Source organism: Bradyrhizobium algeriense (assembly GCF_036924595.1).
Classification (GTDB): Bacteria; Pseudomonadota; Alphaproteobacteria; order Rhizobiales; family Xanthobacteraceae; genus Bradyrhizobium; species Bradyrhizobium algeriense.
The window spans coordinates 4,521,898-4,545,199 of the sequence record NZ_JAZHRV010000001.1 but is presented as its reverse complement, the minus strand read 5'-3'; the positions used below and the strand labels follow the sequence as shown (position 1 = coordinate 4,545,199).

19 protein-coding genes are annotated in these 23,302 nt (G+C 63.3%); 5 read left to right on the top strand and 14 right to left on the bottom strand.

Annotation, left to right across the window (positions count from 1 at the left end):
• Positions 1-5 precede the first annotated feature (5 nt).
• Complete coding sequence (locus V1286_RS22030) at positions 6-296, top strand: hypothetical protein (RefSeq protein WP_334482555.1); 291 nt, start codon at positions 6-8, stop codon at positions 294-296.
• Between the two features lie 264 nt (positions 297-560).
• Here V1286_RS22030 and V1286_RS22025 read toward each other — a convergent pair whose 3' ends face one another.
• On the bottom strand, positions 561-1,781 hold the full coding sequence (locus V1286_RS22025) for a cytochrome P450 (RefSeq protein ID WP_334482552.1): 1,221 nt from the start codon (positions 1,779-1,781) through the stop codon (positions 561-563).
• 305 nt (positions 1,782-2,086) lie between these two features.
• On the opposite strand from V1286_RS22025, the gene V1286_RS22020 reads away from it, so the two are divergent.
• The 4 genes from V1286_RS22020 (at position 2,087) to cnbZ (ending at position 8,062) form a co-directional block, all read left to right on the top strand.
• Complete coding sequence (locus tag V1286_RS22020; protein WP_108521890.1) at positions 2,087-2,788, top strand: TetR/AcrR family transcriptional regulator; 702 nt, start codon at positions 2,087-2,089, stop codon at positions 2,786-2,788.
• 1 nt (position 2,789) lies between these two features.
• Positions 2,790-3,983 carry an efflux RND transporter periplasmic adaptor subunit gene (locus V1286_RS22015; RefSeq protein WP_334482549.1) on the top strand — a complete coding sequence of 398 codons (1,194 nt, stop codon included), beginning with the start codon at positions 2,790-2,792 and terminating at the stop codon, positions 3,981-3,983.
• 106 nt (positions 3,984-4,089) lie between these two features.
• Positions 4,090-7,185, top strand: a complete 3,096-nt coding sequence (locus tag V1286_RS22010) for a MexW/MexI family multidrug efflux RND transporter permease subunit (protein ID WP_334482546.1) — start codon at positions 4,090-4,092, stop codon at positions 7,183-7,185.
• A gap of 133 nt (positions 7,186-7,318) precedes the next feature.
• Positions 7,319-8,062 carry a 2-amino-5-chloromuconate deaminase CnbZ gene (cnbZ, locus tag V1286_RS22005; RefSeq protein WP_334482543.1) on the top strand — a complete coding sequence of 248 codons (744 nt, stop codon included), beginning with the start codon at positions 7,319-7,321 and terminating at the stop codon, positions 8,060-8,062.
• A 128-nt stretch (positions 8,063-8,190) separates the two neighbouring features.
• Here cnbZ and V1286_RS22000 read toward each other — a convergent pair whose 3' ends face one another.
• From V1286_RS22000 to V1286_RS21940, 13 genes are all read right to left on the bottom strand, one after another.
• Positions 8,191-9,162, bottom strand: coding sequence for a hypothetical protein (locus V1286_RS22000; protein ID WP_334482540.1), 972 nt, complete (start codon positions 9,160-9,162; stop codon positions 8,191-8,193).
• 98 nt (positions 9,163-9,260) lie between these two features.
• A complete protein-coding gene (locus tag V1286_RS21995) occupies positions 9,261-10,148 on the bottom strand; it encodes an ABC transporter permease (protein WP_334482538.1) in 888 nt (295 codons plus the stop codon).
• A 3-nt stretch (positions 10,149-10,151) separates the two neighbouring features.
• Complete coding sequence (locus V1286_RS21990; protein WP_334482536.1) at positions 10,152-11,093, bottom strand: ABC transporter permease; 942 nt, start codon at positions 11,091-11,093, stop codon at positions 10,152-10,154.
• A 25-nt stretch (positions 11,094-11,118) separates the two neighbouring features.
• Complete coding sequence (locus V1286_RS21985) at positions 11,119-12,630, bottom strand: ABC transporter substrate-binding protein (RefSeq protein ID WP_334482533.1); 1,512 nt, start codon at positions 12,628-12,630, stop codon at positions 11,119-11,121.
• A gap of 22 nt (positions 12,631-12,652) precedes the next feature.
• Positions 12,653-13,759 carry an ABC transporter ATP-binding protein gene (locus tag V1286_RS21980; protein WP_334482531.1) on the bottom strand — a complete coding sequence of 369 codons (1,107 nt, stop codon included), beginning with the start codon at positions 13,757-13,759 and terminating at the stop codon, positions 12,653-12,655.
• On the bottom strand, positions 13,756-14,745 hold the full coding sequence (locus V1286_RS21975) for an ABC transporter ATP-binding protein (protein ID WP_334482529.1): 990 nt from the start codon (positions 14,743-14,745) through the stop codon (positions 13,756-13,758). The genes V1286_RS21980 and V1286_RS21975 overlap by 4 nt, the downstream gene beginning before the upstream one ends.
• Positions 14,742-15,452, bottom strand: coding sequence for a DUF1028 domain-containing protein (locus V1286_RS21970; protein ID WP_334482526.1), 711 nt, complete (start codon positions 15,450-15,452; stop codon positions 14,742-14,744). The genes V1286_RS21975 and V1286_RS21970 overlap by 4 nt, the downstream gene beginning before the upstream one ends.
• 16 nt (positions 15,453-15,468) lie before the next feature.
• Complete coding sequence (locus V1286_RS21965; protein ID WP_334482523.1) at positions 15,469-17,274, bottom strand: gamma-glutamyltransferase family protein; 1,806 nt, start codon at positions 17,272-17,274, stop codon at positions 15,469-15,471.
• A gap of 103 nt (positions 17,275-17,377) precedes the next feature.
• Positions 17,378-18,376, bottom strand: coding sequence for an ABC transporter ATP-binding protein (locus V1286_RS21960; RefSeq protein ID WP_334482521.1), 999 nt, complete (start codon positions 18,374-18,376; stop codon positions 17,378-17,380).
• Positions 18,373-19,371 carry an ABC transporter ATP-binding protein gene (locus V1286_RS21955; protein WP_334482519.1) on the bottom strand — a complete coding sequence of 333 codons (999 nt, stop codon included), beginning with the start codon at positions 19,369-19,371 and terminating at the stop codon, positions 18,373-18,375. Before V1286_RS21955 ends, V1286_RS21960 begins: the two co-directional genes overlap by 4 nt.
• Positions 19,368-20,339, bottom strand: coding sequence for an ABC transporter permease (locus V1286_RS21950; protein ID WP_334482517.1), 972 nt, complete (start codon positions 20,337-20,339; stop codon positions 19,368-19,370). Before V1286_RS21950 ends, V1286_RS21955 begins: the two co-directional genes overlap by 4 nt.
• A gap of 13 nt (positions 20,340-20,352) precedes the next feature.
• Positions 20,353-21,333: an ABC transporter permease gene (locus V1286_RS21945; protein WP_108521857.1), complete on the bottom strand. Its 981-nt coding sequence runs from the start codon at positions 21,331-21,333 to the stop codon at positions 20,353-20,355.
• Positions 21,334-21,539: 206 nt separating this feature from the next.
• Positions 21,540-23,135: an ABC transporter substrate-binding protein gene (locus V1286_RS21940; RefSeq protein ID WP_334482513.1), complete on the bottom strand. Its 1,596-nt coding sequence runs from the start codon at positions 23,133-23,135 to the stop codon at positions 21,540-21,542.
• Positions 23,136-23,302 lie beyond the last annotated feature (167 nt).

The window sequence follows — 23,302 nt, the reverse complement described above, 5'->3', positions numbered from 1 at the left end:
GCCAGATGGTGTGGCGATGCGCGATTCCGGACGTCCCGTCATGGCCGGTCGCTGCGGCGGTGCGGCACGATGGATTTCGGGTCGTGGCGCTGCAACGCGCGGTGCGGCTGGTCGCGGCGGCCCGGCGATCCGCGGGGCTACGTGCGGAGCCATGGCTGGACGCTGCGGCGCGGGAGCCGCACGGAACGCCGGTGCGGCGGGTCGCGCCATGGCTGGAGGCGCTGCAGGACGAGCCATCGCGGGCGGTGCCGCTGGGCGGGCCATCGCCGGCGGTGGTCCCGTTGGACGGGCCATAGCAGGTGGTGCTGCCGGACGGGCTACCGGCGCAGCCACGCCGCCTGGGCCATGACCTCTTCCTTGTTGGGCGAACGAGCCGGTGCTCACCGCAATCGCGGAGACACCAAGAAAAAATGCTGCAGCGCGAGCGCATGGCGAAAGCATGATCTCAACTCCCTCATGCTTCGTCGCCCGGAAATGCCAACGCGCAAGCGCAGAAATCGTTCTCTTTTGTTTTGATTTGCATTGCGGTGTTGCGACGCAGGTGCAGTTCGTCTGCGGCGCTAGCCGACAGTGCAAGGCACGCTGAGAAAGCCGCGAAAGCGCACCCGGCCGCCACGGACCGGTTCGCCGGCGAGTGCATAATCCGGAAAGCGCGCGAGGAAGCGCGAGATCGCGATGGCGCCCTCGAGCCGCGCCAGCGCCATGCCGGCGCATTGATGCGCGCCGGTGCCGAAGGCCAGATGCCGGTTCGGCGAACGGCCAATGTCGAAACGTTCGGGATCGGCGAATTGCGCGGGATCGCGGTTGGCGGCGCCGATGCACAGCGTCACCGGCGTGCCCGGCGGCATCGCTATGCCGCCGAGTTCGAAAGGCTCGACCGTCATGCGGTTGCCAAGCTGGTTGGAGCTTTCGAACCGCAGCATTTCCTCGACCGCGGTCTTGATCAGCGAAGGGTTCTCGATCAGCCGCCGTTTCTCGCTGGCGTGGTTCGACAATGCCACCAGCCCGTTGCCGATCAGATTGGTGGTGGTCTCATGGCCGGCATTGAGCAGGAAGATGCAATTGTGCAGCAGCTCCTTTTCGGTCAGCCGCTCGCCATTGTCTTCGCCCTGGATGAGCCGGGTCAGCACGTCGCGGTCGGGATTGCCGGGCTTGGCCCGCCGCCGGGCCACCAGTCCTTCGAGGTACGACAGGAAGTCTCCCACCGCCTTGTTGCCGCGGGCGAACGCGTCCGGGCCGATCACCGGCTCCAGCGCGCCGAGGATGGCCAGCGACCAGTCGCGCAAGGGCTCGCGCTCGTCTTGCGGGACGTCGAGCAGATTGCCGATAACTTCGATCGGGATCGCGGCGGCGAAATCGTCGATCAGGTCCACCTTGCCCTTGGCGGCAATGGCGTCGAGCAGGCGGTCGATCAAGCGGATCAGATCGGGCTCCATGCCGGCGATCGCGCGCGGCGAGAGCGCACCCATGATCAGGCGGCGGACGCGGGTATGGGCGGGGGGATCGTTGAAGACGAGGCTCGTGGTGTGGTGCTCGTAGAGCAGGGAGGCGCCGTATTTCGGCGAGAACTCCTTCTTCTTGTCCGATGAGAAAGCTTTGGTGTTCTTGTAGGCCGCAACCAGGTCGTCGTAGCGGGTCAGGAAATACGAGCCGTTCGGCAGCCGCTTGACCGGATCGGTCTCGCGCAGCGCGCGATAGGTCGGGTAGGGGTTGGCATAGAACTCCGGCGTCAGCTTTTCGAGGTCGAAGGTGGCCGCCAGTTCGCGCGCATCCGAATTCATGGCCCGCCATACTCCCTGGGAAGATTAAGTAAGCGACCGCCAAATTAGTCGCATTTGCAACTATCTTAAATGCCGTGCCCAAGGCGTCAAGCCGGAGCGCAGCTTCCGGCCCCGCACCATCAGCGGCGCGTTCGGGTTGCGGCTGATCCGGGATGAACCGGAAAGGTGAGCGCCGGATTCCCGGAAAAACGGTGCTCGAACAAGGCGATGAAGCTGTGTCTTTGACGTCACCCCGCGACAGAATTCGCTTGGTGCGCTGCAATAGATCCTTGACTTCGTCAAGGTGAGTGATTACTCACGCCCGCATGTCTAGCCTGCGTATGACCAGTGACTTGCGGCGCCAATTGATCCTGAGCGCTGCCAAGCGATGCTTTGCCCGTAACGGCTTTGCCGGCACCACGACCAAGAGCGTGGCGGCGGCCGCGGCCATTTCGGAAGGGCTGTTGTTCAAGCACTTCCCTTCCAAGGCCGCGCTCTACGCCGAAATCCTCGCGGAGGAGTGCGAGGCCGATCCGGACTTCGCGCATCTGCTCGACCAGGAGCCTTCAACTGCCACACTGGTCGAACTGGTCAAGGGCATGGTTGGTCATTTCATGGAAGTATCCGACGGTTCGGACCAGGAGGAAGCGCAGCGGCTGCGGCTGATGACGACAAGTCATCTCGACGATGGCGAGTTCGCGCGTCTGCTCTACGACAAGATCGGCGGCCTGATCGGGCCGGTATTTAGAGCATCGATCGAAAGTGCTGTAGCGGCTGGCGATGCGTCGCGGATCGGCAGCGATCCGCTCAACCTGTTCTGGTTCGCCCACCACACCGTGCTGATGGCGGCGCTCTCGCGGCTTCCCGCCGTGCCCTGTCTTTCCTACGGCAACGCCGCCGATCTGGAGCGGCAGCTTTGTCAATTCATCCTGCGCGGCATCGGACTTACCGAAGCCGCAATTGCTTCTCATCTGGACGGCGAGCTGTCACCGAATTCGGGACAATCGGTAACTGCAGAAAGTGCATGACATGAATATCGTGACTGAACCCAAACTTTCGGGCAAGCCGATTAGCGACAAGTCGCACAAGCGGCCGGTGCGGTTGGTGCGCTGGTTCATCGTTGTGGGGACGCTGCTGGCCCTGCTGGTCGGCGGCCTGGTCTGGTTTAACTATTTCCGCGGCAAGATGATCGCGCAGTTTTTCGCGAACAACAAGCCGCCGCCGGTAAGCGTCAACGTCGCCACGGCGAAGTCCGAGACCATTCCGAACCTTCTGACCGCGGTCGGCGATCTCGCCGCCGTGCATCAGGTCAACGTGACTTCCGACGTCAACGGCCGCATCACCGACATTCAGTTCACGGCAGGCGCCAGCGTGAAGGCGGGCACGCCGCTGGTTCAGCTGTTCGACGGTCCGGAGCAGGGCGACCTTGCCAACTTCAAGGCCCAGCAGCGCGTGGCGCAGATCTCGCTGGATCGCGCCAAGCAATTGGCCGAGCGGCAGGTCGGACCGCAGGCGACGGTGGATACGGCGCAGGCTGCGTTCGATCAGGCCAGCGCCGGCATCGCCAAGACGGAAGCCATCATCTCGCAGAAGCTGGTGCGGGCGCCGTTCGATGGCGAACTCGGCGTTCGCAAGGTCGAGGTTGGACAATATCTGACCGCCGGCACGCAGATCGTCTCGCTGACCGATCTGTCGGCGCTGTATGCGAACTTCACCGTGACGGAAAAGGATTCCGGCCAGCTCAAGGTCGGCCAGATCGTTCGTATCGCGGTCGACGCCTATCCGGGCCGCACCTTCGAGGGCAAGATCACCACCATCGAGCCGCAGATCGCCACCGAGACGCGCAACATCCGCGTGCAGGCGACGATCCAGAACCCGGATCGGATCCTCAAGCCCGGCATGTTCGTGACCACCACCGTGGTGCTGCCCAACAAGCCGCCGGTCATCACCGTGCCCGAAACCGCGGTCGACTACACGCTCTATGGCGATTCGGTCTACCTCCTCAGCGAGAAAAAGGAAGAGGACGGCAAGACCAGCCTCACGGTGACGCGTACCTTCGTGCAGACCGGCAACCGCATCGAGGGACGTGCTGAAATCCTGAAAGGGTTGAAGGACGGCGACCGTGTCGTAGCCCTGGGCCAGCTCAAGCTGCAATCGGGATCGGCCGTGACGGTCTCGAACGAGCCGGTGCCGCCGATACCGGCGAAGCCGCCACGCTACTAACTGACGATCGCGCGGCCCGCGGGCCGCGCTGATGACAAGGCGGGCAACGGTCCTTGAGATGAGGCCGTGCCCGGAAAAATGCTGAACTCAGCGGGATAATTTTGCGATGGCCTTAACCGATATTTTCATCAAGCGTCCGGTCCTGTCGGTCGTCGTCAGCCTGCTGATCCTGCTGATTGGTCTGCGGGCCGCCAGCGTACTGCCGATCCGGCAATATCCGAAACTGTCGAACACGGTGGTCAATGTCACCACCGTCTATCCCGGCGCGTCGGCCAACCTGATTCAGGGTTTCATCACCACGCCGATCGAGCAGGCGGTCGCCTCCGCCGAGGGCGTCGACTACATCACCTCCTCGTCCGTGCAGGGCACCAGCACGATCCAGGTCTACGTCAAGCTGAACTTCGATCCGAACCAGGCGCTCACCGAAGTTCTCGCCAAGGTGAACTCGGTCAGATACCTGATCCCGAAGGAATCGAACGACCCGATCGTGACCAAGACGACCGGCCAGACCACGGCCGTGATGTATCTCGGATTCTCCAGCGACGAGCTCTCGGGATCTGCGATCTCGGACTACCTCACGCGCGTCGTCCAGCCCGTATTGTCGACGGTTGACGGCGTGGCGTCGGCCGACATTCTCGGCGGGCAAACGTTTGCGATGCGGCTGTGGCTCGATCCGGTGCGGATGGCAGGCCGCGGCGTGTCGCCAAGCGACGTCTCGGCGGCGATCGCCGCCAACAACTTCCAGGCCGCGGCGGGTCAGTCCAAGGGCTATTTCATTGTCTCGAACATTCAGACCAACACCGACCTGCGGAACCTCGAGCAGTTCAAGAAGATGATCGTCAAGTCCAAGGACGGCGGCTTCGTGCGGATCGAGGATATTGCAACCGTCGAACTTGCCGCCCAAAGCTCGGATGCGAGCGTCGCGTTCAGCGGCGAGCGCGCGATCTTCATCGGCGTGCAGGCGACGCCGCAAGGCAACCCGCTGACGCTGGTCAAGGGCGTGCGCGCGCTGTTTCCGGAGCTCGAACGCAACCTGCCGCCATCGATGAAGATGAAGGTGGCCTACGATTCCACCAAGTTCATTCAGTCATCGATCGACGAGGTGAAGAACACGCTGATCGAGGCCGTGTTGATCGTCGTGGTCGTGATCTTCCTGTTCCTGGCCTCGTTCCGCTCCGTCATCATCCCCGTGGTCACGATTCCGCTGTCGCTGATCGGCGTCTGCAGCCTGATGCTGATGATGGGTTTCACTTTCAACCTGCTGACGTTGCTGGCGATGGTGCTGGCGATCGGGCTCGTGGTCGACGACGCCATCGTGGTGGTGGAGAACATCCATCGCCATCTGGAGGAAGGAAAAACGCCGGTGCAGGCGTCACTGCAGGGCGCGCGCGAAATCGTCGGTCCCGTGATCTCGATGACGATTACACTCGCTGCCGTGTACGCGCCGATCGGCTTCCTCGGCGGCCTGACTGGTTCGCTGTTCCGCGAATTCGCCTTCACGCTGGCGGGCTCGGTGATCGTATCGGGCGTAATCGCGCTGACGCTGTCGCCGATGATGTGCTCGGTCTTATTGAAGAGTGCCGACGAGGGGCGGTTCGCCAGGCTCGTCAACCGCGTGTTCGGCGCGATGACGCGCTGGTACGGCCGTCAGCTCGACCGCTCGCTCGACTATCGTCCGATTACCGGCGTGTTCGCGCTGACGATTCTCGGCCTGGTCGGGTTCCTCTATATGAACACGGCCAAGGAACTCGCTCCCGAAGAGGATCAGGGCATCGTGTTCTCGGTGACCAAGGCGCCGAAATACGCCAACATCGACTATGTCGACTTCTACGGCGAGAAGCTCGACAAGGCGTTCGCCAAATTCCCCGAAACCGACCTGCGCTTCGTCCTGAACGGCATCAACGGGCCGCAGGGCGGCATTGCCGGCATGCTGTTGAAGCCGTGGGACGAGCGCGAGCGTTCCTCGATCAAGCTGAAGCCGCTGGTGCAGGCGGAGATCGCCAAGATTGAAGGCGTCCAGGCGTTCGCGTTCAACCTGCCGCCGCTTCCGGGCGGGCCGGGCGGTCTACCGATACAGATGGTGATCAACTCGACCTCCGGCTTCCAGGTTGTCTACGAGGAGATGAACAAGCTGAAGGCTGCTGCACGCAAGAGCGGCTTGTTCATCGTGTCCGACTCTGACCTCGATTTCAATCAGCCGGTGGTGCGTGTCTCCGTCGACCGTTCCAAGGCCAGCGATCTCGGCATCAACATGGCGCAGGTCGGTGCCACGCTGCAGACGCTGCTGGGCGGTAATTACGTCAACCGCTTCAATCTCGAAGGACGGTCCTATCAGGTGATTCCGCAGGTGCCGCGTGGCATGCGGCTGTCGCCGGAATCGCTCGGCGGTTACTACGTCCCGACCAACACCGGGCAGTTGGTGCCGCTGTCGACCATCGTGTCGATCGAGACCGCCACCGATCCGAACTCGCTGACGCATTACAACCAGCTCAATTCCGCGACCTTCCAGGCGGTGCCGATGCCGGGCGTAACCGTCGGGCAGGCGGTAGACTTCCTGGAGAGTGAGGCGAAAAAGTTGCCCGCCGGTTTCGGCCACGATTATCTGGCCGATTCCCGCCAATATGTGCAGGAAGGCAACCAGCTAGCGATCACCTTCGGCTTCGCGCTGATCATCATCTTCCTGGTGCTGGCGGCGCAGTTCGAGAGCTTGTGGGATCCGCTGGTGATCATGATCAGCGTTCCCATGGCGATCGTCGGTGCGCTGATCCCGCTGTTCTTCGGCATGGCCACCATCAACATCTATACTCAGGTCGGGTTGTTGACGCTGGTCGGCCTCATCACCAAGCACGGCATCCTGATGGTCGAGTTCGCCAACGAGCTGCAGCTCAAGGAAGGCCTCGACAAGCGTTCGGCGATCGAGATGGCCGCCCGCATCCGGCTGCGTCCGATCCTGATGACGACGGCAGCGATGGTCACCGGTTTGATTCCGCTATTGACCGCGACCGGCGCAGGTGCGGCGAGCCGCTTCTCGATCGGTCTCGTCGTGGTCTCCGGCATGTCGATCGGTACGCTGTTCACGCTGTTCGTGCTTCCGGCGGTTTATGTCTGGCTCGCTACCGACCACCAGGCCAAGGCCGACTCGGAGCGGACCAAGGAGATTGCCGATTTCGATCTCGGGAAGACGGCGCTCAAGCCGACCTGAGCTCTCAGGCCCGCGAATAATCGCGAGCGGCGGCAGCGGAAATCGCTGCCGCCGCTTTTTTGTGCCGGCAGTCATGCGACCGGCGACGCCGCCGGCCCATGCATGCGAGGAAGAAAGAAACAGGGGAGCCAACATGACGAGCGACTTTGCAGCCGGCAACTACCGCTTCATTCCGGCCGTGTTTCAGTATTCCGGCGGGGTAGCGGCCAATCCCGGCTATGAAATCGAGCGGGTACGGTTCGACAAATGGGTGCCGCTGGCCGAGGGCTTTGCGCAGATCGCAAAATACATTCAGGCGGCGGGAAGGCCGCTGACATCGTTCTGTGCCTGCGAGCTGCGTTCACCGGCCGCCTTCACCGACGAAGGATTCCGCAATTTCAACCTGCACTACGTCAAGACGCTGGCGGAGTGGGGCGTCTATGACGGCAAGACCAATCCGGTAGCGCGCAGCAATGTCTGTCCGGAGATCGATCCGCCGGCCGAGCCGTCGTTTTATGCGTTTTCATTCACGCGGCCGAGCCAAAGCACGACGCCGAGCTTCGTCATCGCAGGCAGTGGCGAGTCGCAGGAAGGCAACGCGAGCTATGCGGAGCGCACGGTGCGTTACCGTGACATCAGCCCCGAGGGCATTGCGGAGAAGGTGCGTTACGTCGCCAGCGTGATGGAGCGGCGCATGGGCGAATTCGGGTTCGGCTGGAAAGATGCGACGGCGACGCAGACCTACACCATCCACGATTTTCACCATGTCTTTGCCGATGCGCTGGTTCGCCGTGGCGCCGCGCGTTCGGGGTTGACCTGGCACTTCGCACGGCCGCCGGTGATCGATCTTGAGTATGAGATGGATTGCCGAAGGGTGCTACGGGAAGTGGTGATCTAACCCCTCATTCTGAGGAGCACGTCTTCGCGCGTCTCGAAAGATGAGGCGACAGCAGGGCCGGATGGTTCGAGACGCGTTCAGCATGATGGGGGATTGGCGTCGGCTGTAGCAAGCGCGTCGGCCGACATTCAATCACGAACGAAAAGCTTCTGCTTTGTTGCATCAAAGGTCTTGCCCGCAAGCGCTGACGGGTTCTCGGCCGTGAACATGATCTCGACACCCCGAACCGTATCGATGACGTCGGGAGGGACCTCGGCTCTTCGATAGGCGCCAAGCATCCAGCCGGCGCCGCTGTTGGACCATTCCCTATCGCCGGGGCGCTTTGACTTCTGTTCCCGTGCCCAGCCTATCGTTGCGATGTGCTCGCCACCCGGCATACGACGGACATCCCGCATGAACGACTGCACCAGCGCCAAGGCAGCATCGCTCAGGCTGACCGAGCCCAGCGGCGGGGCAGCCTTGCGAAAATTCGCGTCGCGTTCGGCCGTGCGGGGTTGGTCCGGGACCGCCGCCAGCGCTTTCGCGAACAGGTCGGGATAGGCATCGAAGACGATCTTGCCCGCGAATGAGAGTTCGGCGGCTGCATCGATTGAGGGCTCCAGCGCTTTCATGGCGGCGCTCTTATCGGAAGATTGATCTGCCGCAACACTGCCAAGCTTGAATATGTTGTTCTGCAAGCGCGTGATCTCGTCGTCGAGCCGGTTGGCAGTTGTTCGTCCGATATCGCGCGGTGTTGCGTGGAGCACTTTTGGTGGGGACGACGACTGAGGCAAAGCGCCCGCGACGTCTGGATGAACTCGATAGATCGGGCGGATGATGTTTTCGTGGAGATAGCCGCGAATGGCGTCCGATCGCGAGCCGTCGTCGCCTGTATCGGCCAGGATTCGACAGGCCTTGTGAATGTGCTGGATGATATGGATCGCGCTGCGGCGGCTAACTCGAAGTGACGCGGCTCGTTTGCCGCCCGCCGTGGCGGTGGCTTCCACCCGGCACGGATCGCCGCGGACGATAGTCTTGCTGTTCGGAAGTTCTAGCTCGGCGGCATGGGCAAGTGTGACCGATCCCCCGATCAAGAAGATCGACGCAATGAAGAACCGCATGGAACGCCCCATAGAGACCGCAACCAGCCGATGCTGCGAACGTCGCTGCTTCACGTAAACAAACCGTGCATCCCAACGTTGCGATTTGACAGGTGCGCCTACCGCTCCCGCGGATCCAGCGCGTCGCGCAGGCCGTCGCCGACCAGGTTGAACGAGAGCACCACGAGGAAGATCGCAAGCCCCGGCCAGACCGCCATCCAGGGCGCGTTGGTGAGGAAGCGCTGCGCGGCGTTCAGCATGCTACCCCAGGACGGTGCCGGGGGCTGCTGGCCGAGGCCGAGGAAGGACAGCGCGGCCTCCGCAATGATGGCCGCGGCGATCGACAGTGTCGCCTGCACCAATAGCGCCGGCATGATGTTGGGAAGGATATGAAACAGCGCGATGCGCCACCGCGGATTACCCATGGCGCGCGCGGCCTCGACATAGTCCTCGACCTTGACGCTCATCACCTGCCCGCGCGTGAGCCGCACGAAGATCGGTGTCGCCGAGATGCCGATCGCGATCATGGCATTGCCGAGGCTCGGCCCCAGAAACGCCGCCAGCGCAATCGCGAGGATCAGGAACGGGCAGGCCAGCATCGCGTCCGTGATGCGGCTGATCAGGGCGTCGATGAAGCCGCCGCGATAACCCGACAACAGGCCGAGCGGCACGCCAATGGAAAGTGCGATCCCGACCGAGATTGCGCCGGCCAGCAGCGAAGCCCGCGCGCCGTAGATCACGCGCGCGAGAATGTCGCGGCCGAGTTCGTCGGTACCGAACCAGTGCAGCGCGGAGGGCGGCTTGCGCACCAGCGACCAGCTCGTCGCGATCGGCTCGTAAGGCGAGATCAGCGGCGCAAACAGCGCGAGCAGGACGAAGATTGCGATCACGACAAGGCCCGCCACCGCGCCCTTGCGCTTGAACAGGCGCCGCAGCGCGCGCCGCGCCGGGCTCTCCAGTTCGTCGGAAGCGGTCAGCTTGATCGCGCCGAGGGCAGCGTCGGTCATGGCCTAGGCCCTCAGCCGCGGATTGACGAGGACATAGGCGATGTCGGCTATGAGATTGAGCGTGATGTAGATCGTCGCCGTCGTCAACACGACGCCCTGCACGACCGCATAATCGCGGTTGAACACCGCGTCCACGATCAGCTTGCCAAAGCCCGGAATCGAGAAAATCTGCTCGGTCAGCACCGCGCCCGACAGCAGCGTGCCCAGTTCGAGCGCGCCCAGCGTAATGACGGGCGTCAGCGCGTTGCGCATGGCGTGCTTGAGAATGACCGAGCGTTCGGAAAGGCCCTTGGCGCGGGCGGTGCGGACGTAATCGCTTTCCAGCACCTGCAGCATGGCGCTGCGGGTATGCCGCATCAGGATGGCGGCGATCGCATTGCCCAGCACGAAGGCCGGCATGATGGTGGACGCGAGGCTGGCGCGCCAGTTCTCGGTCAGCGGCACATAGCCTGATGCCGGCAGCCAGCCGAGCTTGATGGAGAACAGGAAGATCAGCATGATGCCGAGCCAGAAGTTGGGCGTCGAGATTCCCCACAGCGCAAAGAAATTCGCGCCATAGTCCCAGGCCGTGCCCTTCTTGACGGCCGATATGATTCCCGCGGGGATGCCGACCAGGAAGGCAATGATGATCGCCATCGACGCCAGTTGCATCGTCACCGGCAGTTTCTGTGCGATCAGCTCGCGCACCGATACCTTGTTGCGCAGCGACTCGCCGAAATCGCCCGATAGCACGCCCTTGACCCAGTAGACATATTGCACCGGCACCGGCTGATCGAGCCGGTATTGCTGACGGATCTGCGCGATGACCTCAGGGTCGCGTTCCTCGCCCGCCATGACAAGCGCCGGATCGCCCGGCAGCAATTGCTGCAGCGAAAAAATCAGGATCGAGACGAAGAACAGCGTCGGGATCAGCTGGACAACGCGCCGTGCGAGAAAATTCAGCATGGCGCGTCCCCGGGCGCAGCAGCGTTCACTTCAGCTTCAGCCCGACCACACGCACCAGCCCGTCCGGCATCTGCTTGTAGCCCTCGAGCTTCGTCGTGTGCGCGATCAGGATGCGGCGGTGATAGATATAGAGCAGCGGCTTTTCCTCCAGCACCATCTTCGACAGTTTTTCATAGATCGCCTTGCGCTGCGCCTGGTCGGTGACAAGACGGCCGTCATCGAGCGCCTTGTCGGCCTCCTTGTTGGACCAGGCGCTGTAGTTCTGCGGCGCGTCGGTCTTCTGGAAGATGTAGGAGTTGCCGTCCGGATCGATCCGGCCGCTCCAGGCCAGCAGATAAGCCTGGTATTCTCCGGCTTCGGCCTGCTTCAACGAGGTGGCGAACTCAGTGACCCTGAGCTTCATGTCGAAACCGGCCTCCGCCGCCATCGACTGGATCACCTGCGATGCCGCTTCGGTTTCAGCGCCTTTCGACACCATGAAGTCGACGCTGACTGGCGGCGTGACGCCCGCTTCCTTCAACAGCGCCTTGGCCTTGGCGATGTCGCGCTTCGGCACCGGAAAGGCTTTCTGGTAATAGGGATGATCGGGGTTGACCCACTGGTTTCCGGGCTTGAACTCGCCGTTGGACACCACCTGGCTGATCGCGTCGCGGTCGAGCGACAGGTCGAGCGCCTGCCGCACCTTGGCGGACTGGCTGAGCGGTCCCTTGGCCTTGTCCTTGCCGACGTTTAACGTCACGCCCTGATAGCCGAGCTCGATCGCGGTGGACAATTTGAGTTTCGGATCGGTCTGCACCTCCTTGAGGTCCGTCGCGAGCACGCGTTCGATCAGGTCAAGGCCGCCGGATTTCAAATTGGCAAGCCGCACTGTCGCATCCACCAGCGGCAGGTAGACGATGCGGTCGATGTGGATACTGTCCTTGTTCCAGTAGTCTGCGAATTTCTCGAACACCATGCGGTCCTGCTGCACGCGCTCGACGAATTTGTAGGGACCGGCGCAAACCGGCCGCAGTCCGAACTTGTCGCCGGCCTCTTTTGCCGCCTTGGGCGATACCATCATTCCGGCGCGATCGGTGAGCTGTGCGACCAGCGGCGAGTAGGGGGCCTTCAATGTCAGCTTGATGGTGAGGGGATCGACGACATCGATACGATCGACGGCCGCCAGTTCCGGCTTTCGGAACGAGCCCGGAAATGTCAGATGCCGTTCCAGCGAAAACTTTGCGGCCTCCGCATTGAAGGCCTCGCCGTCGTGAAACTTGACGCCGGGCCTGAGCTTGATGGTGACTTCCTTGCCGTCGACCGAAGTCTCATGGCTCAGCGCGAGCTGAGGCACGATGTTGAGCTTCTCGTCGATGTCGAACAGCTTGTCGCAGAACGATGCGAACACGATGCGGCCGACATAGGTGCGGGCCATGGTCGGATCGAGGATATCAGGATCCTCGGCGAGCCCGATCCGCAACGTGGTCTGGGCCTGACCGATTGCCGGAAGCGACAGCAGCAGCGATGCCGCGGTGATTGCCAAACGAAAGATTTTCATGCTGCCATCCCCTTATCCACGATTACGCTGTTGGCCGTGTCCCTGATATACCAACCCCGGCGCGGCCTGTACCTTCCGTGCCGCCGCTGAAGGCGGCGACCAATTTTTCCAGCACCGGCGAAAAGCCGCCATCGGCGGGAACGATATTTTCGGGCGCCGGCAATTCTGTGGTGCGGTGACAGGCGGTGGCGTGTCCCGTGCCGTCGGCAAGCAGCGGCGGAATTTCAGTGCGGCAGCGCGCGATGACGTAGGGGCAGCGGGTATGGAAGCGGCAGCCGGCGGGCGGATTGAGCGCGCTCGGCATCTCGCCCTCCAGCACAATGCGGCTGCGTTTGGCCTGCGGCTTGGGCACTGGAATGGCTGACAACAGCGCGCGGCTATAAGGATGCCGGGGCGCTGCGAACAGCGCGTCGGCGGCCGCGGTCTCGACAATGCCGCCGAGATTCATCACGGCGACGCGGTCGGCGATGTGCTTCACGACCGCAAGATCATGTGAGACGAAGATGTAGGCGAGGCCGAGCCGGTCCTGCAGGTCGCGCAGCAAATTGAGGATCTGCGAACGGATCGAGACGTCGAGCGCGGATACCGGCTCGTCGCAGATGATGAGTTTCGGCTCCACCGCCAGCGCCCGCGCGATCGCGATACGCTGGCGCTGGCCGCCGGAAAACTCGTGCGGATAGCGGCGGGCGAAGCGCGGCTCCAGCCCGACCAGCCGCAGCAGCTCCTCGACCCGCTCGCGCCGGCGCGCAGCCGGCACCAGATCGTGCAGCGCCAGCGGCTCGGTGAGGATCTGGCTGACGGTCATGCGCGGGTTGAGCGACGCATAGGGGTCCTGGAAAATGATCTGCGCGTCGCGGCGGAAGGCGCGCAACGCGTTGGCGTCGAGCGCGCCGAGGTCGCGGCCTTCGAAGCGGACGGTTCCAGCATCCGGCTCGATCAGCCGCAGCACCAGCCGGCTCACGGTGGATTTGCCGCAACCGGATTCGCCGACCAGCGCCAGCGTTTTGCCGGCCTCGACGGTGAAGTTGACGCCGTCGACCGCTTTGACATAGGCGGTGGGTGTTCCGAACACAGAACGCGCGGCGACGAAATGCTTCACGAGGCCGTCGACTTCGAGAAGCGCGGTCATGACACCAGCCGCTCCAGCGGTGCACGGATGCAGCGCGAGGCGTGGCCCGTGCTCACGATGGCGAGCGGCGGCGGCGCGGTCACGCAGGTCTCGATAACAAAGGGGCAGCGTGCGGCGAAGCGGCAACCGGATGGCGGGTTCGCCATGTTCGGCACCATGCCCTCGATGGTCGCCAGATGCGCTGCGCGGCGGTCGAGCCGCGGGATCGAACCGAGCAGGCCGACGGTGTAGGGATGCTGGGGATTGGCAAAGAGTTCGTCGACCGGCGCGCGCTCGACGATTTCGCCGGCATACATTACCGCGACCTCGTCGCAGACCTCGGCGACCACGCCGAGATCATGGGTGATCAGGATGATCGCGGCGCCGCTGGCGGCTTTGAGTTCGCGCATCAGATCGAGGATTTGTGCCTGCAGGGTGACGTCGAGCGCGGTGGTCGGCTCGTCCGCGATCAAAAGGCGCGGGTCGCAGGCTAGCGCCATCGCGATCATCACGCGCTGGCGCATGCCGCCGGAGAGCTTGTGCGGATACTCGTCGATCCGCTTGTCGGGCGAGGGGATGTGAACGCGCCGCAGCAGCTCGATGGCGCGCTCGCGCGCCTGCCGCCGCGAGCCGCCACGGTGGCGCAGGATGGTTTCGATGATCTGGTCGCCGATGGTAAAACTCGGATTGAGCGAGGTCATCGGCTCCTGGAAGATCATCGCCAGCCGGTTGCCGCGCAGGTCGCGCAGGGTTTGGTCGGGCACTTCCAGCAGATCGAAGCCGTCGAAGCGGATCGAGCCGGAGACCTCGGCGGAATGCTTTGACAGCAGCCCCATGATGGCGAGCGAGGTTACGCTCTTGCCGCAGCCGGATTCACCGACCAGACCCAGCGTGGCGCCGTTGGCCACGCTGAGATCGACGCTGTCGACCGCGTGCGTGGTGCGGCCGTGGTCGCCGTGGAACACCACGCGCAGGCCCTCGATTTCGATCAGCGGACCTACCGTCATGTCTTGCCCGCCAACGCCGCTTCGATGGTGGCGTCAATCACGGCGCGGTCGGTGATCCCCGCAGGATTTCTCCGCGTCGGCAGGAACGGGCGGAAATGCACCCAGCGCTCGCGGCTGACCTGTTCCAGCCGCTCGAGTTCGGCAAGCGGATCGGTATGGTCGTCGACGCGCAGGTCGAGATCGGACCATTCCTCTTCGCCCTGGATCACCATCGCGGCCGATTGCTTGCCGCGCTTGTCGCCCCCGGCGGCTTCGCCGGCCTTCATGGCCACGATCAGCCGCTGCGCAAAGGGCAGGCTGGCATTGGCGATAAAGGCCTGCGCGGTATCGTCGAGCACGGCAGCGCCAGCCAGCATGTTGCCGGCAAGCGAAAAGCCGTCGCCCTGAATATGACCGCACCAGTCGACGCATTCGCTGCCGGTATGCGCGGCAATCCGGCCCTTGATATCCATGACATGAAGCTGCCGGGCCTCGCGGCCGTCGTCGCTGGCAATCAGCGTGTCCACCACCTCGCGGGGCTCGCGCCCTTCGCGCAGCAGTTTTACGCCGTCGATGCCGTAATAGGGGTTGACCAGCGCTTGCGTGGCGACGCCGCCGGTGCCGGGAGCGATATGCGGCACGCGCGCGCCTACCGCGAAAAATCTGGTCGCGACTGCAATGCCGATTTGGCCGGTGAGCGAATCGCGGGCGATGATCGACCAGGTCATCTTGTCTCTTCTCTAACTATCGTCCGGCCGCGTAGCCCTGCATGCCCCTGGGATTGGCGGCAGCGCGGCGGCGGCGGCCAACTTTGGAAGCTGCAGTGAGGCGACCTTCCGACCAGTCGGGGCCGATCTCGACGACGTGGCCGCGGCCCTTCAGCGTATCGACGGTCGCCTTCGGCACGCGGTTTTCGACCACGAGCACGCCGGGACGTGCGGTGCGCGGCCAGAACGAGATCGGGAAGTGTTCGGAGTGCCAGGCCGGCGCGTCGATCGCTTCCTGCAGGTTCAGTTTGGCGTGGACGTGCCGCAGGAAGAATTGCGTGGTCCATTGATCCTGCTGGTCGCCGCCCGGCGATCCCCAGGCCATGTACGGCTCGCCGTCGCGATAGCACATGGTCGGCGAGAGCGTGGTCCGTGGGCGCTTGCCGGGCGCGAGTGCGGCCGGGTGATCTTCCTCCAGCCAGAACATCTGAGCGCGGCTGCCGAGGCAGAAGCCAAGTTCCGGAATGATCGGCGAGGATTGCAGCCAGCCGCCGGACGGCGTTGCTGAAATCATGTTGCCGGCCTGGTCGATAATGTCGAAATGCACGGTATCGCCGCGCACCTCGCCGAAGCGGCCGACGGTCGGCTCGCCTGCGCCCATGGCGCCGACCGCTTCGCGGTCACCTTCGGCGCGGCGCAGCTTTACGACCGAGCCGAAACCTTCGACCGAGCCCGGGATGAAATCGAGCGAGGCCTTGTCCCTTGAGATCAGCTTGCGGCGTTCGTCGTTGTAGGCGTCCGACAGCAAGGTCGCGATCGGGATTTCGGTGAATTTCGGGTCGCCATAAAACTTCTCGCGGTCGGCGAAGGCGAGTTTTGCGCATTCGATCTGCAGATGAATGAACTCGGGGCCGGCGGGATCGAGCCCGTCGAGCTCAAAGCCCTTCAACAGCGCGAGCTGCTGCAGCATCACAGGGCCCTGGCTCCAGACGCCGGGCTTGCAGACGGTGTAGCGGCCATAGTCATACGTCAGCGGCGCCTCGACGGTCGGCTGCCAGCGCGCCATGTCGTCGGCCGAAAGCACGCCGCGATGCGGCGAGCCGCTGACATCCATCACTTCCTGGGTACGGCAGAACTTGTCGATCGCTTCCGCCACGAAGCCGTGCGACCAGGATTTTCGCGCGCGTTCGATCTGCGCAACGCGGTCGGAGCCGGCGCTTTCGGCCTCCTTCAGAATGCGGGCGTAGGTTTCCGAGAGTTTTTTGTTGGTGAATAGCGTGCCGGGCCGCGGCACCTCGTTGTTCGGCAGGTAGACGGCGGCCGACGTCGTCCAGTGATTGCGGAACAATTTCTCGACGACCTGGATAGTCGCGGATGCGCGCTCGACCAGCGGATAGCCGTCGCGCGCATAGGCGATCGCAGGCTCGAGCACGTCGCGCAGCCGCATCGTGCCGTAGTCGCGAAGCAGCAGCATCCAGGATTCGAACGTGCCGGGCACGCAGGCGGCGAGAAGCCCGGTGCCGGGCACCATCTCCAGGCCTTCGCTCTTGTAATGCGCAATTGTTGCCTTCGCAGGCGCGGGGCCCTGGCCGCAGATCACCTCGGTGCGGCCGCGCTTGGTGTCGTGCACGATGATCGGCACGTCGCCGCCGGGACCGTTCAGATGCGGCTCCACCACCTGCAGCGTGAAGGCGGTGGCCACACCGGCGTCGAAGGCGTTGCCGCCTTTTTCCAGGATGCCCATGCCGACCGCGGTCGCGATCCAGTGGGTCGAGGTGACCACGCCAAAAGTGCCTTCGATTTCCGGCCTTGTGGTGAACGGATCGGGATTGATGTTGCTCATGGAGGTCCGATGCGGTGCTGGTATCTTGATGCGGGCGCACTTGACCACAGGCGAGGCTGGATGCCAACCGCTGGGATGCCACGCATTGCACCCATCCCCGTGATCATACCAGGGCCGTGGTCTCAACCGGATGGTTGACGGCATGGCAGGCGACGCCGTCGATCAGGGCCGGCGCTTCCTTCCGGCAGAGATCGAACGCCAGCGGGCAGCGCGGGTTGAAAGCGCAGCCGGGCGGCGGATCGATCGGATTGGGGATTTCGCCCTTGACCGGGATCCGCTGGCGGCCGGACATCGCGAGATCCGGGACCGCCCCCAGCAGCATCTTGGTGTAGGGCATGCGGGGATTGGCGAACAGCTCGCGCCCTTCCGCAATCTCGACGATACGGCCGAGATACATCACGCCGATCCGGGTCGCCATATGGCGGACCACGGCGAGGTTGTGGCTGATGAAGAGATAGGTCAGGCCGAACTTGTCCTGCAGGTCGCGCATCAGGTTGAGGATCTGCGCCTGAACGGAAACATCCAGCGCCGAGGTCGGCTCGTCGCAGACGATGAATTCTGCCTCCGACGCCAGCGCGCGTGCGATCGCGATACGCTGGCGCTGGCCGCCGGAGAATTCATGCGGATATTTCAACCCGTCGTCGGGATGCAGGCCGACGACGCTCAACAATTCACCGACGCGCGTTCTGATATCGCGCTCGCCCTGGATCAGGTCGAAGGCGCGGATCGGTTCGGAGACGATGGCATCGACCCGAAAACGCGGATTGAGGCTCGCATAGGGGTCCTGGAAGATCATCTGGATGCGGCGGCGCAGCCGCTGACGCGCCTGTGCCTGCCGCGCATTTGTCATCGACACGCCGTCGATGATCACTTCACCCGAGCTCGGCGGCAGCAATCCCACCACCATCCGCGCCACAGTGGTCTTGCCCGAGCCGGACTCGCCGACGAGCGCAAAAGTTTCGCCCTTTTTGATATCGAAGGTCACGCCGTCGACGGCCTTCAAAAATTCCAGATGGCCGCCTTCCAGCACCCGGTTGAGCCACGGTTTTGAGACGTCGAACACGCGGCGTAAATTTCTGACATCGACAAAGGGCGGACTCATGCCGCGGTCTCCTTCGCGGTTTCGCCTGGCGCGGTATCGAAGAGATGGCAGGCCACCGCATGCGAGCCGTGCTTCAGCGGTTCCGGCCGTTCGACGCGGCAACGGTCGAACGCAAAGGCGCAGCGCGGATTGAACGAGCAGCCGGGCGGGATCGCCGACAGCCGCGGCATCGAGCCGGGAATTTGCACCAGTCGCTTGTCCTCGCCGGCCAGCGTCGGGATCGCGCCCATCAATCCCTTGGCGTAGGGGTGCAGCGGGTTCTGCACCACGTCCTGCACCGGGCCGATTTCGGCGATCCGCCCCGAATACATCACCGCGACGCGGTCAGAGGTCTCGGCGATCACGCCCATGTCGTGGGTCACCAGCATCACCGCCGTGCCGTGATCGCGCCCCAGCCGCTTGATTAGCGAAATGATCTGCGCCTGCACGGATACGTCGAGCGCGGTGGTCGGCTCGTCGGCGATGATCAGTTCGGGTTCGGCGCAGATCGCAAGCGCGATCACGACGCGCTGGCGCATGCCGCCAGAGAATTCGTGCGGATAGGCGTCGATGCGTTTCTCCGGCGCGGGGATACCGACTTCGGCCAACAGATCGATAGCGCGCTTGCGCGCCGCGGTCTCCGACAGATTCAGGTGGGTCCGGATCGTCTCGACGATCTGGTCGCCGATCCGGTACAGCGGATTGAGGCTGGTCAGCGGATCCTGGAAAATCATCCCGATCCGCTTGCCCCGGATGCGGCGGATTTCTTCCGGCGGCAGATGGTCGATCCGCATTCCCGACAGGTAGATCTCGCCGCCCGCGATGCGGCCGGGCGGATCGATCAGCCCGATCACGGCGAGGCCCGTGACCGATTTGCCGGCGCCGGACTCGCCGACCACGCCGAGCACTTCGCCCTTGGCGATGTCGAACGACACCCCGTTGATCGCGCGCAGTGTGCTGCGGCGGGTGAGGAATTCCACCTCGAGGTTACGCACGGAAAGGACAGGAACGGTCATCGGAGCTTTGGATTGAGCGCGTCGCGCAGCCAGTCGCCGAGCAGGTTGATGGAGAGGATCAGTCCCGCCAGCGCTATGCCGGGGAAGGCGACGATCCACCATTCGCCGGCGAACAGATAGTTGTTGCCGATCCGGATCAGGGTGCCGAGCGAGGGCATGGTGTCGGGCATGCCGGCGCCCAGGAACGACAGCGTCGCCTCGGTGATGACGGCGAGCGCGAGGTTGATGGTGGCGATGACAAGGATGGGGCCCATCGTGTTGGGCAGCACATGCCGCAGCATGATCTTGGGCGCGGGCAGGCCGATCAGTTGGGCTGCCGCGACGTAATCCTTGCTCTTCTCGACCATGACCGAGCCGCGCACGGTGCGGGCATACTGGACCCAGAAACTTAAGCCGATCGCGACCACCAGCACCGCCAGCGTACTCATGGCGTCCAGCCGGTTGCCGAATACGGACTTGGCGACGCCGTTGACGAGTAGCGCGATCAGGATCGCGGGGAAGGTGAGCTGCACGTCGGCGATGCGCATGATCAAGCCGTCGACCGCGCCGCCGACATAGCCCGCGATCAGGCCAAGCGTGATGCCGAGCGTCCCGGCAAAGATGACGCCGAGCACGCCGACCACGAGCGAGATCCGCAACCCGTAGAGAATGGCTGAAAATACGTCGCGGCCCTGTTCGTCGGTGCCGAGCAGGAACGGGCTCTGGCCATCGGCGGTCCACAGCGGCGAGATGCGCGAATTCATCAATTGAAGCTGGGCCGGATCGAAGGGGTTCTGCACCGCGAGCTGCGATGCGAAGAGCGCCAGCAGAAAGAACAGGACGGTGACGGCGGCCGCCACCATGGTCATTCGCGAGCGGCGGAACGAATAGAAAATATCGCTGTCGAGCGCGCGCTTGATCCAGCCCGTGCCGGCGCGCGTCCGCTGCGCGCTCGGCTCTACTCGGTGGGGCACTACGGCATCGGACATCTTATGTCTCGCTTTAGGCCGGACGGCTGATGGTCGAGCGCAGGCGCGGATCGACGATGGTGTAGAGGATGTCGACCACCAGATTGATAGTGACGAAGATCAGCGACACCATCAGCAGATAAGCGGCCATAATCGGGATATCGACGTTTTGCACGGCCTGCACGAACAACAATCCCATACCCGGCCACTGGAAGACGGTTTCGGTGATGATGGCAAATGCAATTACCGAGCCAAACTGCAGCCCTGCCACGGTGATGACGGGAACCAGCGTGTTCTTCAGCGCGTGGCCGAAATGGATGGCGCGTGTCGTCAGGCCGCGGGCGCGGGCGAAGCGGATGTAATCGGTGCGGAGCACCTCGAGCATTTCGGCGCGCACCAGCCGCATGATCAGGGTCATCTGGAACAGCCCCAGCGTAACCGATGGCATGATCAGCGCCTTGAGGCCGGAAAAGGTCAGCAGGCCTGTCGTCCACCAGCCGATCCGCACCACGTCGCCGCGCCCGAACGAGGGCAGCCAGCCCAGCGTCACCGAGAACAGATAGATCAGGAGAATGCCGATCAGGAAGGTCGGCAGCGAGATTCCGATCAGCGACACCGCCTGGAAAAATTTTGTGAGAATGGTGTCACGCCGCAGCGCCGAATAGACCCCCATCAGGATCCCGAACACCATGGCGAAAACGGTGGCGCAGGCGGCCAGTTCCAGCGTCGCCGGCATCCGCTCCATCAGCAGGTTCGAAACCGGCTGGCGGAATTGGTAGGAGACGCCGAACTTGAATTGCGCGGCATTGGCGAAGTAGCGGGCGAACTGCACCGGCACGGGATCGTCGAGGCCGAGCGACTTGCGCACCGCCTCGCGCTCAGCCGCCGGCGTATCCAATGAGACGATCTGGTTGACCGGGTCGCCGGCAAAGCGGAACATCGAGAACGCGATGACGCCGACCGCGATCATGACGCCGATGGCCTGGATAGCACGGCGAAGAGTGAAAGCGAGCATGGATTCCTTTCACTGCTCTCTAACGCATGCTTCAACTGAGTTGAATCATGCTCGTCGATCATCTTATTGTCTGAGCATGATCTTTTCGGAAAACCGGTACCCACTTTTCCGGATCATGCTCTAGATGCGGCGGCGGACGTCGCGGTCGCCTCGAAAAGAAAGTCCCGGAAGCCGCCAAGCCGCCGGGACCTGTTGTTGACGCCTGGCTAGTCCTGTTTGGTCGCCCAGTAGAGCAGGACCTGGTTGTCGGCGCGCTGGCTCAGCTTCACTTTCTTCGATACGCCCCACGCCAGCGCCTGCTGGTGCAGCGGGATATATCCAAAGTCCTTGGCGCCGATTTCGTACGCTTGCTTGATCAGGAGATCGCGTTTGGTCATGTCGGACTCCTGGAGCACCTTGTCGGTGAGTTCGTCGAGCTTCTTGTTGCAGTAGCCGCCGAGGTTGGCCTCGCCGCGGCTGGATTTCGGATCGTCACGGCAGCCCATGATGTCGAACAAGACGTTGTGTGAGTCGAGCGTGCCGGGTGTCCAGCCGAGCAGGTAGAACGAGGTCTGGTAGCCGCCGGGCTTCAGCACCTTGGCGAAATACTGCGCCTTGGGCTGTGCCAGCAGAGTTACCTTGACGCCGATGCGGGCCAGCATGCCGACGACCGCCTGACAGATCGCGGCGTCGTTGACGTAGCGGTCATTCGGGCAGTCCATCGTGACTTCGAAGCCATCGGGATAACCAGCTTCGGTCAGAAGCTTCTTGGCGCCGTCGGGATCAAGTTTCGGTCGCGTGAAGTCACCGGACAGCTTGAACAATTGCGGCGCGATCATCAGCGCCGAGGGTGTCGACAGGCCGCGCATGACGCGGGTCTTGATCAGTTCGATATCGACGGCCTTGAAGAAGGCCTCACGCACCTTGACGTCCTTGAACGGGTTCTTGCCCTTGACGTTGGAATAGAGCAGCTCGTCGCGCGTCTGATCCATGCCGAGGAAGATGGTGCGAAGTTCCGGTCCCTTCAGCACCTGGGCGTTGGCGCTGGAATCGACGCGCGTGATATCCTGGATCGGAACCGGCTCGATGACATCGACTTCGCCCGAGAGCAGAGCGGCGACGCGCGTGGCGTCCGAGCCGATCGGGGTGAAGATGATTTCCTTGAGGTTATGTTCGGGCTTGCGCCACCAGTTCGGATTGGCCTTGTACACGGTCTTGACGCCGGGCTGATGGCTCTCGACGGTGAAGGCGCCGGTGCCGTTGGCGTTGAGCGAGGCAAAGCTCGGCGTCGTTGCCGCGGCCGGCGTCGGGTCGACCGAATTGTTCGCCTCGGCCCATTTCTTGCTCATGATGTACCAGGTATCCCATTGCGAGTTGAGAATGGGATTTGGCGAGGTCAGGACGAAGTCCACCGTGTAGTCGTCGACCTTGACGACCTTGGCGTCGGTGGGAATGCGGGTCTGCAGGTTCGAGCCCTTTTTGCGGACGCGATCCGCCGAGAAAACCACATCATCGGCGGTGAAGGGATCGCCGTTCTGGAATTTTACGCCCTTGCGCAAATGGAACCGCCAGCGGGTCGGCTCCGGCGTTTCCCAGCTCTCCGCCAAAGCGGGGATGATTTTCAAATCCCTGTCGCGAGCCACCAGGCCTTCGAACACGTGTCCGAGATGGGCGTGGGTCGTGCTCTCGTTCAGCGTGTAGGGGTCGAGCGATTTGAGGTCGCCCTGGTTGGCGTAGCGCAGGGTCTGGGCCGATGCCGGCGCCATTGTGAGCGCGATGATTGAAGCCGTGGCCGCTGCAAACAAACTCCGACGTACCGACATCTGTTCGATTTCCCCGCTTTGATCAGCCATTTCCGCGACTGGCGGCGGATATTGCCGAGCCATGTTGCCAGAGTCCAGCCACCGCGCAAGCATCATTATCCCGCACCGCGTGCCGGTTTGCGCGGCGGTGCAGTATTGACTAGTTTCACCATAAGCCGTGCGCGCAA